Source organism: Sinomonas sp. P47F7, assembly GCF_049332655.1.
Classification (GTDB): Bacteria; Actinomycetota; Actinomycetes; order Actinomycetales; family Micrococcaceae; genus Sinomonas.
In genome coordinates this window covers 3960976-3976546 of sequence record NZ_CP186327.1, presented here as the reverse complement: position 1 = coordinate 3976546, position 15571 = coordinate 3960976, and the positions used below count along the sequence as shown (strand labels likewise).

The window sequence follows — 15571 nt, the reverse complement described above, 5'->3', positions numbered from 1 at the left end:
CCGGTATGGTCGGACCACATGGCCCCCAGTGCGACCCGGGCCGGAGAGGACCCCTCATGAAGATCGCGCTCTTCGCGACGTGCATCGTCGACGCGATGTACCCGCGCGTCGCGCAGGCCACGGTGCAGATCCTCGAGCGGCTCGGGCACGAGGTCGTGTTCCCGTCCGGCCAGGCGTGCTGCGGGCAGATGCACCTCAACTCGGGCTACTTCCGCGAGGCGCTCCCGGTGGTCGCGAACCACGTCCGCGCGTTCGAGGCCGGGTTCGACACGGGGGAGTACGACGTCGCGGTCGCGCCTTCGGGTTCGTGCGTCGCCTCAGTGAAGCATCAGCACGCGATGGTCGCGCAGTGGGCGGTCGAGAAGGGCGGGAAAGCCGCCGACCCGACGCTTGAGGCGCGGGCGACCGCCGTCGGACGTCGCACGTACGAGCTCGCGCAGCTCCTCACCGATGTCCTCGGCGTCACGGACGCGGCCGCGCAGCTGGGCTCGTACCTCCCGGGGACCGTCACGTACCACCCGTCATGCCACGGCATGCGCCTCCTCCGCCTGGGCGACCGCCAGTTGAGCCTCCTGCGCAGCGTCGAGGCGCTCAGCGTCGTCGACCTCCCTGAGGCCGACCAGTGCTGCGGCTTCGGCGGGACGTTCGCCGTCAAGAACGCGGACGTCTCCTCGGCGATGCTCGCCGACAAGGTCGCGAACATCTGCGGGACGGGCGCCGCGGCGTGCGCGGGCGGCGACGCCTCGTGCCTCATGCACATCGGCGGCGGGCTTTCGCGCGAGCAGCGGACGACGGCGGGCGGCGTCCCCGTGCGCACCGTCCACCTCGCGGAGGTGCTCGCCTCGACCCGCGACAGTCCCCTGATGTTCGACGGCGAGCTTGCGCTCGGCGGCACCCTCGGAGGTGCCCGATGACCACGGTTTCGTTGGGAATGCCAGCCGTGCCGCCCCGCGGCTTCGGCAACATCTCCGCCGTCGAGCCTTTCCCGAAGGCGGCGCACCGCGAGCTCGGCAACGCCCAGCTCCGCGCCAACCTCGGCCACGCGACCCACACCATCCGGGACAAGCGGCTCCGGGTCGTGTCTGAACTGCCCGACTGGGAGTCGCTCCGCGATGCGGGCTCGGCCATCAAGACCGAGGCGATGTCCCGCCTCCCGGAGCTCCTGGCCCAGTTCGAGGAGCAGTTCACTTCGCGCGGCGGCACGGTCCACTGGGCGCGCGACGCCGCGGAGGCGAACCGGATCGTCGAGGGCCTCATCCGCGACACCGGCGCGAGCGAGGTCGTCAAGGTCAAGTCGATGGCCACGCAGGAGATCGGGCTCAACGAGTATCTCGAGGAGCGCGGCATCGCGGCGTTCGAGACCGATCTCGCCGAGCTCATCGTCCAGCTCGACCATGACAAGCCGAGCCACATCCTGGTCCCCGCGATCCACAAGAACCGGACCGAGATCCGCGACATCTTCCTGCGCGAGATGCCCGGCGTCGACCGCTCCCTCACGGACGAGCCGCGCCGCCTCGCGATGGCCGCCCGCGCGCATCTGCGCCGGAAATTCCTGTCAGCGAAGGTCGCGATCTCGGGCGCGAACTTCGGCGTCGCGGAGACCGGCACGCTCGGGGTGGTCGAGTCCGAGGGCAACGGGCGCATGTGCCTCACGCTCCCCGAAACCCTCATCACGGTCATGGGCATCGAGAAGGTGCTCCCGCGGGCTCAGGACCTCGAGGTCTTCATGCAGCTGCTCCCGCGCTCCTCCACGGGCGAGCGCATGAACCCGTACACGTCGCTCTGGACGGGAGTCACTCCCGGCGACGGCCCGCAGAACGTCCACGTGATCCTGCTCGACAACGGCCGGACGCGGGCGCTTGCGGACCGGCATGGGCGCAGCGCGCTGCACTGCATCCGCTGCTCGGCGTGCATGAACGTGTGCCCGGTATACGAGCGCACCGGCGGCCACGCCTACGGCTCGACGTATCCCGGTCCCATCGGAGCGATCCTCTCGCCCCTGCTCACGGGCGTCGAGGCGGAGGAGAATGCGTCGCTGCCGTACGCGTCGTCGCTGTGCGGCGCATGCTTCGACGCGTGCCCGGTCAAGATCAACATCCCCGAGATCCTCGTGCACCTGCGCGGCGAGGACGTGGAGGCGAAGCACGCGCCTCGCTCGGGTTCGAGCGGACGACGGCGGGGCCTCCCCACCCAGATGGACGTGGCCCTCGGCGCGGCGTCGTGGGCGCTGTCCTCGGGCGAGCGGCTCGGGCTGCTCGAGAAGGGGCTCCCTGTGGCGCGGGCGCTCGCGGGGCGCGACGGGAAGTTCACGAGCCTGCCCGGTCTCGCCGCCGGCTGGACCCAGAGCCGCGACGTCCCCGCACCCCCGAGCGAATCGTTCCGAAGCTGGTGGAAGAAGCGGGAGAAGGGCGCCGGACCGCGCGAAGGTGACGGCGCAACGGAAGGGGAGACGCGATGAGCGCTCGCGACGAGATCCTTGCCCGCATCCACGAGGCGCTCGGCCGCGATTCCGTTGAGCCGTCACGTCCGCTGGGTGCGCACCCGCAGGAGGCGACCCCTGAATCCGGTCCCGCGCCCGCCGGATACCGCACTGACTCCGGCCTCGGCGAGGACGCCCTCGTGGAGCTCCTCGTCGACCGGCTGGAAGACTACAAGGCCCGCGTCGAGGTGGTCCCGCGGTCCGAAGTGGCCGCCGCGATCCGGACACGCCTCGAAGGCAAGGAGTTCGTGGCCCCGGAGGGCTTCCCCGCCGAATGGCTCGACCCGAGCCTCGCCGAGCGCGCGGTGAGGGACTCGCGTGAGGCGCCGCTCGCCGTCGTCCGTTTGGACGGTCTGGACGCCGTGGTGACGTCGTCCGCGGTGAGCATCGCCGAGACGGGGACGATTGTGCTGGACGGCTCGCCGGACCAGGGGCGGCGGGCGATCTCGCTCGTGCCGGACCACCATGTGTGCGTGGTGCCGGTCGGGACGATCGTGGGGATCGTCCCGGAGGGCTTCGCGCGGCTCGACGTCACGCGGCCGCTCACGCTCATCTCGGGTCCGTCCGCCACGAGCGACATCGAGCTTGAGCGCGTCGAGGGTGTCCACGGCCCACGCACGCTCGACGTCATCATCGCGCGCTGACCGGGGCAGGCCAGCGCGCTAGCCGCGCAGCGCACTCGCCTCGGCGAGCTCCGCAAGGCGGCTCACACGGGCCGACTCCGCGGGCGTGAACGGTTCGCCCGGCCGGATGAGCACGAGCGGCTCGGGCGAGGCCGGGACCTTGAGCGCTGACCCGCGCGCAACGGCTTGTGGGTCGAGCGGCCTGTCCGCAGGGACTCGCTCGGCGCCCAGGAGCTCGGCCGCCGCATACGGGAGCTCGGCGGGGTTCGCCGCGACGCGGGCCGCGAGGCTCAGCGCGTGCGTCGGGCCGTCGACGAGCGCGAGCGGCGTGGTGGGCCATACGCGCGGCCCCGCGCCGCCGCCGTGGGCCAGCGCATCGAGGAGGTCGTCCTCGGTGAGCCCGCCGGGGGCCGAGAGCACGAGCGCGTCGACCACCCCGCCCGTCACGGGCTGCGACTGGATGGAGAGGACGTTCACGCCGAGCTTGGCGAGCGCCCGGGTGATCCGCTCGAGCGCCCCCGGCATGTCGGGGAGGGTGACGCGGGCGCGCCACAGCGCCGGCGCGACCTCGAGCGCGCGGCGGCGGCGCAGGGCGGGCGCGTGCAGCCATGAGCGGAGGAGCCGCCGGACGCTCGGCTCGGCGACCCAGATGACGAGCGCGGTGGTCGTCGCCGCGAGGAGGAGCACCTTGAGCGGGAGCGGCCACTCCGTACCGACGACGGCGGCGTGCACCGCGAGCTCGATGGGCAGCATCGCGGCGACGTGCGCGAGCGTGAGGCGGACCTTCGGCGGCTCGGGGTAGCGGCCGCAGACCTCGCACGCAAGGTCGGCGTGCGCCGTGCGCGAGGTCGGGGCAGGGGCGATCGGGGCCGTGCGCGGGTCGTCCATGAATCCATGTTCCCGGGACGACGTTTCGCGGCTGTTGCGCGGGTGTTTAAGTGCGGGGACGCGTGGGCCCCCTCACTTGCGCCGTCAGGTTTGGCGGGTGCGACCCCGCGGAGGTGACGGCGCAACGGGAGGGGCGTCAGGGTTGGCGCGAGGCGCCCTGCGGAGGTGACGGCGCAACGGGGGAGGTGCGCGGCGTCCGGAACGCCTTGACCGCGGGCTCGACGAACCGCGCGGCGAGCGGTCCGATGACGGCCATGAGCAGCACGTACGCGGTCGCAAGGGCAGCGAGCTCGCCCGTCACAACGCCGGACGCGACGGCGAGGCCCGCGATGACGATCGAAAACTCACCGCGCGCGATCAGCGAGGCGGCCGCGCGGGCGCGTCCGGGCACCGCAACTCCGGCGCGCCACGCGGCCCACCACCCGGTGGCGATCTTCGTCAGGGCCGTCACGAGCGCGAGGAGGAGCGCCCAGCCGAGCACCGGCGGGATGGACCGCGGGTCGATGTTGAGGCCGAACGCGACGAAGAAGATCGCCGCGAAGAGGTCCCGCAGCGGTTCGAGGAGACGCGAGGCGACGCTCGCCGTCGTGCCTGAGATGGCGATGCCGAGCATGAAGGCGCCCACGGCAGCGGAGACCTGCATCGCGGACGCGAGCCCGGCCACGAGCAGCGCGAGGCCCATGACGTTGAGGAGGAACACCTCGGAGTTCTCGCTGTGGACCACCTTCGAGACGCGGTGGCCCTGGCGCAGCGCGACGACGAGCACGAGAGTGATGACCGCGAGCGAGATGGCCACGGTCTGGAGCCCGCCGAACCAGCCCACGCCCGCGAGCACCGCCGTGAGGATCGGCAGGAAGATGGCCATGGCGAGGTCCTCGAACACGAGGATCGAGAGGATGGTCGGCGTTTCGCGGTTGCCGAGCCGCCCGAGGTCGGTGATGACTTTCGCCACGATCCCCGACGAGGAGATGTACGTGACGCCGCCCATCACGAGCGCGCCGACGCCGCCCCAGCCGAGCACGAGCGCGACGCCCGCGCCGGGCAGGAAATTGAGGACAGCGTCCACGACTCCCGCCTGCCACGAGCGGCGCAGACCGGTGAACAACTCCTTTGCTGTGTACTCGAGGCCGAGCAGGAGCAAGAGCAGGATGACGCCGATTTCCCCCGCGAGATGCGCGAATTCGCGCACGCCGTGGAGGTCCACGAGCCCGCCGGCGCCGAAGAGGAGGCCACCGAGGAGGTACAGCGGGATGGGGGACATGCTGATCCGACCGGCGAGCCGCGCGAGGAAGCCGAGGGCGAAGATGACGGCCCCGAGTTCGATGAGCGTGAGTGCGATCGGATCCATGGGCTAGCCGTTGCGCAGGATCGTCGCCGTGGCGTCGAGCCCCTCCTGCGTGCCGACGGCGACGAGCAGGTCGCCAGCGCGGAGCATGGCGTCCGGACTCGGGGATGGGAGCACCTCGCCCTCGCGCATGATCGCGACGATCGAGACCGACGTTCTGGTCCGGATCGCGGCCTTGCCCATGGGCTGGTCCCGGTACGGGGAATCGGGCAGGATGCTGAACTGCCGGGTCACGATGCCTGGGACTTCCTTGTGCTCCTCGGTGAGCTGCATGACGATGCGCTGGCTTCCCAGGAGGTTGCCGAGGGCGGAGGCCTCGTCTCCCGTGAGCGGGATCGACGCCTGGCACGTGTCGGGATCGTCCCACGCAGAGATGATGAGCTCGGTCTGGCCGTCGCGATGCGCCACGACTCCGATGCGCCGCCCCGACACGGTCATGAAGTCCTTGCGCACCCCGAAGCCGGGGAGCTCGGTCTCGTCCACGTTCATGGAACAACTCTAATCCGGGGCACCGACAATGGACCGGGCCTGGACCAGCGAAGAATATCGGATATCTCCTATACGATTCGCTCGCCTAAGCTGGCGTGGAGAGCAGAGCCGGACGAAGGAGGTCGCGGTGGATTCGAAGCCCCGCGTGGTCATCACGGACGTCGACCACGGAGCCGTGGCGGAGGAAGAGGAGGTCGCCGCCGCGGAGGGCCTCGAGCTCGTCCTCGCCGCGTGCCGGACGGAAGCCGAGGTCGTCGCCGCGGCGCAGGGCGCGGACGCGATCATCGTCCAGTACGCGCCCGTGACGAGCGCCGCCCTCGCGGCGCTCCCGGGCCTCAGGGCGGTGGGCCGGTACGGCGTCGGCGTGGACAACGTGGACGTCGCGGCCGCGACCGAGCACGGCGTGGCTGTGTGCAACGTCCCAGACTACGGAACTGAGGATGTGAGCGACCACGCGATCGCGCTCGCGCTGAGCCTCGCCCGCGGCGTCGCGGGCCTCGACCGGGCGATGCGAGCGGGAGGCTACTCGCTCGATCCGGTGCAGCCGCTCCATCGGGTCGCGGGCCGCACGTTCGGCGTCGTCGGCCTCGGACTCATCGGAGCCGCGACCGCGCGCAAGGCCCGCGGCGTGGGCTACCGGACCATCGGTTTCGACCCGCTCCACGCGGCGGGGACGACGACGGCGGAAGGCACCGAGGTGGTCGACTTCGGTGAGCTCGTGCGGCGCGCGGACGTCCTGTCGCTGCACATCCCGCTCAACGCCCACACGCGGCACCTCATCGACGCCGACGTGCTCGCCGCGATGAAGCCGGGCGCCGTGCTCGTCAACACGTGCCGCGGCGGCGTCGTCGACACCCGCGCGCTCGTCGAGGCCCTCCGCACGGGCGCGATCCGCGGCGCCGGCCTCGACGTCTTCGAGGAGGAACCGCTCCCGCGCGACAGCGCGCTCCTGGGGCTTCCGAACACCGTGCTCACGCCCCATGCTGCGTGGTACAGCGAGGAGTCCCAGCAGGAACTCAAGACGCGCACGGCCCAGAACGTCGCGGACGTCCTCGCCGGGCGGCGGCCCCGGAACATCGTCAACCCCGAGGTGCTCGCGTGAACCGCGGGGCGGAGGTCGCCTGCGAGACCCGGGCCGCCGGAGTGGGACCGGCCGAGGCCGCGGCTCCCGAAGCGCCTCTCCGAGTCCGCCGCCAGCTCCCGCGCGTCTCCGAGGTGCGTGAGCTCCTGCAGTTCCGTGCGCCCGTGCTCGATCCAGTGCGGCGGCGGCTCGAGCGCGCGCTGACGATCGAGGACTTGCGCGCGATCGGCCGTCGGACCACCCCGCGCGCCGTCTTCGACTACGTGGACGGCGCCGCCGAGGCCGAGGTCACGGCGCGGCGCAATCTCGACGCGTTCCGCACTGCGGTGTTCGTGCCGGACGGGCTCAACTCCGTGGCGGATCCGGACCTCTCGACCGAGCTCCTGGGCGAGCGCATCGCTTTCCCGCTTGTGTTCGCGCCCACGGGCTACACGCGCATGATGCACCACGAGGGCGAGGCCGCCGTGGCCCGTGTCGCGCAGCGGAACGGCCTCCCCTACGCGCTCTCGACCGTGGGCACCACGACCATCGAAGAGGTCCGCGATGCGGCACCGCGAGGACGGAACTGGTTCCAGCTCTACCTCACGAACGATCGGGCCCTCAACGCCGACCTGGTCGGCCGCGCGCTCGCGGCGGGCTGCGACACCGTGATCCTCACGATCGACACCGCCGTGGCCGGCGGCCGGCACAAGGACACGCGCAACGGCCTCACCATCCCGCCGTCGCTCACCGCGCAGACGTTCCTCGACATGGCGCGCTTCCCGTATTGGTGGCTCAACAAGCTCACGACGGCGCCGATCAGCTTTGCGTCCCTGCGCGACTACCCGGGGACGTCCGCGGACGTCGCCGCGATGCTGTTCGATCCCGGTCTGGACTGGGAGCACCTCGAGTGGCTCCGCGGGGCGTGGCCGCATCGCCTGCTCGTCAAGGGCGTGCTCAACCCCCGCGACGCGCGGCGCACGGTCGAGCTCGGCGCGGACGGCGTCGTCGTGTCGAACCACGGTGGCCGCCAGCTTGACCGGACGCCCGCGACGCTCGAGGCGCTTCCCGCGATCCGAGAGGCCGTGGGCCCGGACGCGACCGTTCTGCTCGACAGCGGGGTGCGGAACGGCCAGGACATCGTCGCGGCGATCGCGCGGGGCGCCGACGCGGTCATGATCGGCCGGGCGTACCTCTATGGCTTCATGGCTGGGGGCGAGCGGGGCGTTGAGCGCGCCGTCGAGATCCTCCGCGCCGAGTACCGGCGGGCGCTCCAGCTCCTCGGACTCGACGCGACGAGCAAGATCGCGCCCCACCACGTCAGGATGGGCAGCAGGGTTTCGGATACAGATGATCTGTACCCGAGACGCTGAGGGTTGGGGAGACCTGTACCCGAGACGCTGAGGGTTGGGGAGACCTGTACCCGAGACGAGGGGAGCGGCGGGGCTCAGCGCTCCGGGACGACGGCCGTCGCGACGTTCGACGGCGGCCGCACCGGGAGCAGCACGAGCAGACCCGCGAGGAGCACGAGCATGATCCCGAGGATGCCCCAGCGCTGAGCCTGGCCTTCCGCGACGAGCGGTGTCGCGATCGCGATGCACGCGCTGAAAAGGAGAGGGGCGAGGAAGCTGACGGCGCGGCCCGTCGTCGCGTACAGACCGAACAGCTCGCCGGATTCCCCGTCCGGCGCGAGCCGCGCGAGGTACGCCCGGGCGGAGGCCTGCGCGGGGCCGACGAACAGGGTCAGGAACAGCCCGAACACCCAGAATGTCGCCGTGCCCGTCCACGTGAACCCGAAGACTGAATACGTCCCGTTGCCGAGCACGAGGATCGCGGTGCCGGCCACGAGCAGCCCCACGAGCGCGCCCATGATCACGCGTTTGGGCCCGATCCGATCGTCGAGGAAGCCGCCCGTGATCGCGCCGATCGCTGCGACGACGTTCCCGAAGATCGCGAAGAAGATGACCTGGCTCAGTGAGAAGCCGAACGTCCCGGCCGCGATGACCCCGCCGAACGTGAACACTGCCGCGAGCCCGTCGCGGAACACGGCGCTCGCCACGAGGAAGTAGAGCGTGTGGGGGCTCGTGCGGTAGATCGCCACAATGCGTCGCCACAGCAGCCCGTACGAGGCGACGACGCCCAGCCGAGCCGCCCGGCGCCGCGGAACCTCGGGCACCGCGAACAGGACGGGCAGCGAGAAGGCGATGATCCACAGCATCGAGAAGACGGCGACGAGGCGGATGTTGAGGCTCTCCGTGGTCGACGCCCCGAACCAGTGGAACGCGGGTTGGACGAAGAGCGCGAGCACGAGCAGGAGCGCGACGATTCCGCCGAAATACCCGGCAGACCAGCCGAGGCCGGAGATCCGCCCGATGGTCTTGGGCGTCGCGATCTGCTCGAGCATGGCGTTGTAGTTGACGCCCGCGAGCTCGGAGAACACGTGGCCGGCCGCGATGAGGCTCGCCCCGTACCAGAGGAACTCGGGCCGCGGAAAGGCGAAGAAGCACAGTCCCGTGAGCAGCGCCACGACGCCCGTGTGGATGCCGAGCCACAGCTTGCGGCGACCGCCGGCGTCGGAGCGCTGGCCCGAGACGGGGGCCAGGACCGCGATGAGGAAGCCGCCGATCCCGAGCGCCGCGCCGAGCACGGAGGAGGCGTGGTCCGCGCCGCCGAACGCGGAGGAGGTCAGATAGACCGTGAAGACGAACGTCGTCATGACGGCGTTGAAGGCCGCGGAACCCCAATCCCACGAGGCCCACGCGAGCACTTGGCCGTATCTGACGGGTGCGGTGTGGAGCTCGAGCTCCGATGGCTGCTGCGCGGCAGTCGTCATAGCTGGAATGCTAGCCCCTGATAGACTGGCGGCGCTGCTCGCACCAGCATTTTCCAGTGATGGATCGACGGGGATTGAACCCAACTTACTTTCGCCTGACCCCAACTTTGTTGACTCGATAACACCTGAACACGCGGAGGCGCCCGGTGGTCCCAGTTCTCGCCCTGCACTTTGCAGTGGCGGCTGGTGCGCCCTGGATCTTCCGGCGGTGGGGCCGCTCGGCGTTCTTCCTCCTCGCGGCGGTGCCCGCGCTCTCCCTGGTCTGGCTCGCGGCCCAGCACGGCGCCGCGTACGGCGCTGGCCTCGAGGAGACCTACTCCTACATTCCCGGTCTCCGACTCGACTTCGCTTTCCGCCTCGATCCGCTCGCGTGGGTCATGTGCCTTCTGGTGCTCGGCGTGGGCGCGCTCGTGCTCGCCTATTGCGCGCGGTACTTCAAGAACGACGACGACGGGTTGGGTGGCTTCGGCGGCCAACTCCTCGCGTTCGCGGGCGCGATGTTCGGGCTCGTCACCGCGGACGATCTCATCGCACTCTTCGTCTTCTGGGAGCTCACGAGCGTCCTCTCGTTCCTGCTCATCGGCTTCGCGCGGGCCCGCCTCGCGGCTCGCCGCGCGGCGATCCAGGCCCTCATCGTCACGACCGCGGGCGGGCTCGCGATGCTCGTGGGCCTCGTGGTCATCGGGAACGCCGCGGGCACCTACCGCATCTCGGCCATCCTCGCGCGGGCGGGCGAATTGACGACGACGGCGCCCACCTCGGGCGCCATGGCCCTCGGCGCGCTTCTGGTCCTCGTCGGGGCGCTCAGCAAGTCGGCCCTCATCCCGTTCCACTTCTGGCTGCCCGCGGCGATGGCCGCCCCGGCGCCGGTCTCCGCCTATCTGCATGCCGCCGCGATGGTCAAGGCTGGCGTCTACCTCGTGGCCCGGCTCGCCCCCGGTTTCGCCGACACGCCGTACTGGCGGCCAGTGGTGCTGGGCTTCGGACTCGCGACGCTCCTCGTGGGCGGCTACCGCGCGCTGCGCCAGACCGACATCAAGCTGCTCCTCGCGTTCGGGACCGTGAGCCAGCTCGGGTTCATGGTCGCCGTCGTCGGTCTCGGCACGCCCGAGGCCGCGCTCGCTGGGCTCGCGCTTGTGGTCGCGCACGCGCTGTTCAAGGCGACGCTCTTCCTCGTGGTGGGGATCGTGGACCACCAGACCGGCACGCGCGACGTCCGGCGGCTCTCCGGTGTCTTCCGGCAGTCGCGGGGGCTCGGCGTCGTCGCCGCTCTCGCGGCGGCCTCCATGGCGGGCCTCCCGCTCTTCGGCGGCTTCGTCGCGAAGGAGGCAATCTTCGGCGGGTTCCTTCACGGCGACGCCGCGCTCGGGGAGCCGTGGGGCGCCGTCGTCCTCGCCGCGTTCGTGGTGGGCTCGGCGCTCACGGTCGCGTACAGCGCGCGGTTCGTCTGGGGAGCGTTCGCGCGCAAGCCCGGCCTCCCGGACACGCCCTTCAAGCCGATCACGCCCCTGTTCGCCGCGGCCCCGGCCATCCTCGGGGCGCTCGGCCTCGTGTACGGCGTGTGGCCCGCCCCCGTCGACGCGTGGGTCGCCCCGCACGCAGGTTCGGCCGAGCACCTCTCGGCGTGGCACGGGATGGACCTTCCGCTCGCGCTCTCCGCCGCGGCGTGGCTCGGGGGCGGCGTGCTCTTCTGGTTCCGCGACGCCGTGTACCGCGCGCAGGTCGCGGTCTCTGGCCTGCCGGACGCCGAGCGCGTGTACCGCGCGACGGTCGGCGCCGTGGACGACACGGCCATCTGGGTGACCGGACGCACCCAGCGCGGCTCGCTCTTCTTCTACCTCGCGGTGATCCTCTCGGTCGCGACCGTGCTGCCGCTCGTCGTCATGCTCGCGACCCGGCCCGCGATCCCCGGCGGGACGTACCTCGTGGACCCGAACGCGCCGCTCCAGGCCGTTGTCGGTGTGGGCATCGCGATCGGCGCACTCGCAGCGGTCCGCGCCAACAAGCGCTTCCTCGCCGTGCTCATGGTGTCCGTGACCGGCTACGGCATCGCGCTCATCTTCGCGCTCCAGGGCGCGCCGGACCTCGCGATGACGCAGCTCCTCGTCGAGACGATCGTCCTCGTCGCGTTCGTGCTCGGCATGCGGCGCCTTCCCGCGCAGCTCCGCGACCGCACGGGTGGGGCGTACCGCGTGGTGCGGATCGTGATCGCTGTGCTGTTCGGCACGGTCGTCGTCTTCGCGGGCATGTTCGCGATGGGGTCGCGCACGGCCCCGCCCGTCTCTCTCGACTTTCCCCGCCTCGCCTACAGCCAGGGCGGCGGGACGAACATCGTGAACGTGACGCTCGTGGACATCCGCGCATGGGACACGTTCGGGGAGATCTCCGTGCTCGTGCTCGCGGCCACGGGCATTGCGAGCCTCATCTTCATCAGCCACCGCGGCGGCGGGCTCGGGCCGGCCCACGAGGTCGAGACGGGGAGCATCGGCCGGGTCCGGGCCGTCGAGCACACGCCGCGCAGCGTGGCCGAGCTCGCCGTGGCCCGCACGTTCGCGACGGTCGAGCGGGACGCGTGGCTCGTCGCGGGCCGCACGCTAGCCCCCGAGCGGCGCTCGATCATCTTCGAGGTCATCACGCGCCTCGTGTTCCACAGCATGGTGCTGTTCTCGCTCTACCTCCTGCTCGCGGGGCACAACGCGCCCGGCGGCGGTTTCGCGGCCGGACTCGTGGCCGGGATCGCGCTGACCATCCGGTACCTCGCGGGCGGCCGATTCGAGCTGCGCGAGGCCGCGCCGTTCAACCCCGGCGTCCTCCTCGGCGTCGGGCTCGCGACGGCGGCGCTCGCCGGCGGGATCCCGCTCCTCGTGGGCGGGCAGATCCTCCAGAGCGCCATCATCACGCTGTGGCTGCCCGTGTTCGGGAACGTGAAGTTCGTGACGTCCACGCTGTTCGACATCGGCGTCTACATCATCGTCGTGGGCCTCGTGATCGACGTGCTGCGCAGCCTCGGCTCCCACATCGACGAACAGATCGAGGACCGCACGCGGGCCGACGCGACGCGCGAACTCCGCGCCGCGCGAGAAAGCGAGCGCGTGTGAATCCCAACCTGACGCTCCTCATCATCTCCGGCGTGCTGTTCGCGTGCGGCATCTACCTGCTGCTCGAGCGCAGCCTCACGCGCGTGCTCCTCGGGCTGCTCATGCTCACGAACGGCGCCAACCTCCTGCTGCTGACCACGGGCGGCTACTCGGGCCTCGCGCCGTTCTTTGCCCCGGGAAGAGATCCGCACGCGTACAGCGACCCGCTCCCACAGGCGTTCGTGCTGACCTCGATCGTCATCTCCTTCGCGGTCACGGGGTTCATGCTCGCGCTCATCTACCGGACGTGGCAGCTGGGCCGGGCCGACGAGGTCGCGGACGACCTCGAGGACCGTCGCGTCGCAGCCCAGTCCGGTTGGGTCCCCGAGGACGACGCCGACGTGCCCGCCGACCTGAGCGAGTTCCCGAGCCTCGTCGCGGCCGCCGAGGCGGACCGAGCCGCCCTCGCCGCCGCGCCCCACGCTGCGCCGGGTGTGCCGACGGACGCCGTGCCTGGCGACGCCGTGCCGCTCGCTGCCGGCCCGAGCGACGAGGAGGAACCAGAGTGAACGTCGCCACCCTCGCGCCCCTCGCCGTCGTCCTCCCCATCCTCGGCGCCGCGGCGACGTTCATGCTCCTCCGGCAGGAGCGCGCCCAGCGCATCGTGAGCATCGGCGTGCTCGTCGCGACCCTCGGGCTCGAGGTCGCGCTGCTCGTCTCGGTGTGGGGCGGTGGCACGGTCGCCGTGCCGATCGGCGAGTGGCTTCCGCCCGTGGGGATCACGCTCGTGGTGGACCAGTTCTCCTCGCTCATGCTCGTCGTCTCGAGCGCCGTGAGCCTCGCGGTCCTCGTCTACGCCGTATCGCAGGGCATCGCTGACGGCGACAAGGACGGGCCCATCTCGGTGTTCCACCCGAGCTTCCTCATTCTCGTGGCCGGGGTCTCGGACGCGTTCCTCGCGGGGGACCTGTTCAACCTGTACGTCGGCTTCGAGATGCTGCTGACGGCGAGCTACGTCCTCCTCACGCTCGGGGGCACGACGGCGAGGATCCGCGCGGGGGTGACCTACGTCGTCGTGAGCGTGGTCTCCTCGCTCCTTTTCCTCATCGCGATCGGGATGGTCTACGCCGCGACCGGAACGGTCAACATGGCCGATCTCGCCGTCAAGCTCGGCCAGATCTCGCCGGAGACCCAGGTGCTCCTGCACGTCATGCTGCTCATCGGCTTCGGGATCAAGGCCGCCGTCTTCCCGCTCTCGTTCTGGCTTCCGGACTCGTATCCGACCGCACCGGCGCCTGTCACGGCCGTGTTCGCGGGCTTGCTCACGAAGGTCGGCGTGTACGCGATGGTGCGGACCGAGACGCTGTTGTTCCCCGGGGACCAGCTCAACGTGCCGCTCATGGTCGTGGCGCTCCTGACCATGGTGGTCGGGATCTTCGGCGCGCTCGCGCAGACTGACATCAAGCGACTCCTGTCCTTTACGCTCGTCAGCCACATCGGGTACATGGTGTTCGGGCTCGCGATGAGTTCGGTGATCGGGCTCGCGTCCACCGTGTTCTACGTCATGCACCACATCACGGTGCAGACCTCGCTCTTCCTCGTCGCGGGGCTCATCGAACGGCGGGCTGGTTCAGCGTCCGTCGATCGGCTCGGCGGCCTCGCCAAGCTTTCGCCGCTCCTCGCGCTCCTGTATTTCGTCCCGGCCATGAACTTGGCGGGTATCCCGCCGCTGTCCGGGTTCCTCGGGAAGCTCGGCCTCATTCAGGCCGGCGTGGCCCTCGGCACGCCGATGGCTCTCGCCGTCGTCGCCGCCGGCGTCGCGGTGAGCCTCCTGACGCTCCTCGCGATGGCGCGCGTGTGGGGCCGCGCCTTCTGGCGCACCACGGACGACGCCGAGAATCCAGACCCAGCGCTCCTCGCCCCCGCGCGGCGCGGCTCGATGCCCCCGGCCATGGTGGGCGCGACGGCCGGGCTTGTGGGGCTCGGCCTCGCCCTCACCGTGTTCGCCGGGCCGCTGTTCCGGGTGAGCGAGGAGGCCGCGAAGGAGATGCTCGACCGCACGCCGTACATTTCGGCCGTGCTTGGCCCCGACGCGGCGCGGCACGCGGCCGAGCACGTGAGCCAGTCCCAGCAGAGTCAGTCCCAGCAGAGTCAGCCCCAGAGCGCGGGGCAGCCGTGAGCCCGACGCCGCGCATTTCCCTCCGCACCGAGCTGCCGCTGCTCGCGTGGCTCGTGATCGTGTGGGGCGGCCTGTGGCAGGACTTCAGCCCCGGGAACCTCGTCTTCGGGCTCATCCTCGCTCTCGTGGTGACGAGGTTCCTCTACCTCCCGCCCGTCGAGCTGAGCGGTCGGTTCAACGTGCTCCACGCCGTGCGCTACGCGTTCGTCTTCGTGGGGCAGCTCGTCGCGGCAAGCGTGCACGTCCTGCGGCTCGCGGTCACAGCCGGTCCCGCGGCGACGAGCGCTGTGGTCGCCGTTCCGCTCAGAAGCCACTCCGACCTCCTCGTGACCGCGACGGGCCATGTCGTCTCGCTCATTCCGGGCTCACTCATCGTGGACGTGGACCGGGCCAACGCGACGCTCTACGTGCACGGCATCGACGTCCCGGACCAGGCCGCGGCCGAGCGCCTCCGCCGGTCCGTTCTCGCGGCCGAGGCCGAGCTCATCCGGATCATGGGCACTCAGGAGGAGCTGCGGCTGCTCCGCGAGGAGGAGCACTTGCGCCGGGCGTCGTCGACGCTGCCGGGCCGGAGCGGGAGGGAGCGCTCGTGACGTTC

The 15571-nt window shown here is 71.1% G+C and carries 13 protein-coding genes; 9 read left to right on the top strand and 4 right to left on the bottom strand.

Going from position 1 to position 15571, the window contains the following annotated elements; translation table 11 throughout:
- The first annotated feature begins 56 nt into the window (after positions 1-56).
- From ACOKR1_RS18650 to ACOKR1_RS18640, 3 genes are read left to right on the top strand one after another with little or no spacing between them, the layout of a single operon-like run.
- A complete protein-coding gene (locus ACOKR1_RS18650) occupies positions 57-914 on the top strand; it encodes a (Fe-S)-binding protein (RefSeq protein ID WP_422934392.1) in 858 nt (285 codons plus the stop codon).
- Positions 911-2458: a lactate utilization protein B gene (locus ACOKR1_RS18645; RefSeq protein ID WP_422934391.1), complete on the top strand. Its 1548-nt coding sequence runs from the start codon at positions 911-913 to the stop codon at positions 2456-2458. Before ACOKR1_RS18650 ends, ACOKR1_RS18645 begins: the two co-directional genes overlap by 4 nt.
- On the top strand, positions 2455-3123 hold the full coding sequence (locus tag ACOKR1_RS18640; RefSeq protein WP_422934390.1) for a LutC/YkgG family protein: 669 nt from the start codon (positions 2455-2457) through the stop codon (positions 3121-3123). The genes ACOKR1_RS18645 and ACOKR1_RS18640 overlap by 4 nt, the downstream gene beginning before the upstream one ends.
- Positions 3124-3141: 18 nt before the next feature.
- On the opposite strand, the gene ACOKR1_RS18635 is transcribed toward ACOKR1_RS18640, so the two are convergent.
- The 3 genes from ACOKR1_RS18635 to ACOKR1_RS18625 all read right to left on the bottom strand — a co-directional run bounded on the left by ACOKR1_RS18635 (position 3142) and on the right by ACOKR1_RS18625 (position 5824).
- Entirely contained in the window at positions 3142-3990 is an 849-nt protein-coding gene (locus ACOKR1_RS18635) for an ACT domain-containing protein (protein WP_422934389.1), read from the bottom strand.
- 136 nt (positions 3991-4126) lie between these two features.
- The gene (locus ACOKR1_RS18630; protein WP_422934388.1) at positions 4127-5338 is read right to left on the bottom strand and encodes a cation:proton antiporter; all 1212 of its coding nucleotides are present in this window, start codon (positions 5336-5338) and stop codon (positions 4127-4129) included.
- A 3-nt stretch (positions 5339-5341) separates the two neighbouring features.
- Complete coding sequence (locus ACOKR1_RS18625; RefSeq protein WP_422934387.1) at positions 5342-5824, bottom strand: cation:proton antiporter regulatory subunit; 483 nt, start codon at positions 5822-5824, stop codon at positions 5342-5344.
- A 127-nt stretch (positions 5825-5951) separates the two neighbouring features.
- Between ACOKR1_RS18625 and ACOKR1_RS18620 the strand changes: the two genes are divergently transcribed.
- Positions 5952-6926, top strand: a complete 975-nt coding sequence (locus ACOKR1_RS18620; RefSeq protein ID WP_422934386.1) for a C-terminal binding protein — start codon at positions 5952-5954, stop codon at positions 6924-6926.
- Positions 6923-8257 carry an alpha-hydroxy acid oxidase gene (locus ACOKR1_RS18615; RefSeq protein WP_422934385.1) on the top strand — a complete coding sequence of 445 codons (1335 nt, stop codon included), beginning with the start codon at positions 6923-6925 and terminating at the stop codon, positions 8255-8257. The genes ACOKR1_RS18620 and ACOKR1_RS18615 overlap by 4 nt, the downstream gene beginning before the upstream one ends.
- A gap of 74 nt (positions 8258-8331) precedes the next feature.
- Here the strand turns inward: ACOKR1_RS18615 and ACOKR1_RS18610 are convergent, their stop codons facing one another.
- Positions 8332-9717 carry an MFS transporter gene (locus ACOKR1_RS18610; RefSeq protein ID WP_422934384.1) on the bottom strand — a complete coding sequence of 462 codons (1386 nt, stop codon included), beginning with the start codon at positions 9715-9717 and terminating at the stop codon, positions 8332-8334.
- Positions 9718-9863: 146 nt separating this feature from the next.
- Between ACOKR1_RS18610 and ACOKR1_RS18605 the strand changes: the two genes are divergently transcribed.
- The 4 genes from ACOKR1_RS18605 to ACOKR1_RS18590 are packed head-to-tail and all read left to right on the top strand — an operon-like array spanning position 9864 to position 15566.
- Positions 9864-12815, top strand: a complete 2952-nt coding sequence (locus ACOKR1_RS18605; RefSeq protein ID WP_422934383.1) for a Na+/H+ antiporter subunit A — start codon at positions 9864-9866, stop codon at positions 12813-12815.
- The gene (locus tag ACOKR1_RS18600) at positions 12812-13363 is read left to right on the top strand and encodes a Na(+)/H(+) antiporter subunit C (RefSeq protein ID WP_422934382.1); all 552 of its coding nucleotides are present in this window, start codon (positions 12812-12814) and stop codon (positions 13361-13363) included. Before ACOKR1_RS18605 ends, ACOKR1_RS18600 begins: the two co-directional genes overlap by 4 nt.
- Positions 13360-14973 (top strand): Na+/H+ antiporter subunit D, encoded by a 1614-nt coding sequence (locus ACOKR1_RS18595; RefSeq protein ID WP_422934381.1) that lies wholly within the window; start codon positions 13360-13362, stop codon positions 14971-14973. Before ACOKR1_RS18600 ends, ACOKR1_RS18595 begins: the two co-directional genes overlap by 4 nt.
- On the top strand, positions 14970-15566 hold the full coding sequence (locus tag ACOKR1_RS18590; RefSeq protein ID WP_422934380.1) for a Na+/H+ antiporter subunit E: 597 nt from the start codon (positions 14970-14972) through the stop codon (positions 15564-15566). Before ACOKR1_RS18595 ends, ACOKR1_RS18590 begins: the two co-directional genes overlap by 4 nt.
- Positions 15567-15571: the final 5 nt, after the last annotated feature.

What these genes read in the sequence shown, in the direction of transcription:
- ACOKR1_RS18640 (WP_422934390.1), top strand. Translation starts at nt 2,455, where the DNA reads ATGAGCGCTCGCGACGAGATCCTTGCCCGCATCCACGAGGCGCTCGGC.
- ACOKR1_RS18635 (WP_422934389.1), bottom strand. Translation starts at nt 3,990, where the DNA reads ATGGACGACCCGCGCACGGCCCCGATCGCCCCTGCCCCGACCTCGCGC.
- ACOKR1_RS18625 (WP_422934387.1), bottom strand. Translation starts at nt 5,824, where the DNA reads ATGAACGTGGACGAGACCGAGCTCCCCGGCTTCGGGGTGCGCAAGGAC.
- ACOKR1_RS18645 (WP_422934391.1), top strand. Translation starts at nt 911, where the DNA reads ATGACCACGGTTTCGTTGGGAATGCCAGCCGTGCCGCCCCGCGGCTTC.
- ACOKR1_RS18630 (WP_422934388.1), bottom strand. Translation starts at nt 5,338, where the DNA reads ATGGATCCGATCGCACTCACGCTCATCGAACTCGGGGCCGTCATCTTC.
- ACOKR1_RS18650 (WP_422934392.1), top strand. Translation starts at nt 57, where the DNA reads ATGAAGATCGCGCTCTTCGCGACGTGCATCGTCGACGCGATGTACCCG.
- ACOKR1_RS18610 (WP_422934384.1), bottom strand. Translation starts at nt 9,717, where the DNA reads ATGACGACTGCCGCGCAGCAGCCATCGGAGCTCGAGCTCCACACCGCA.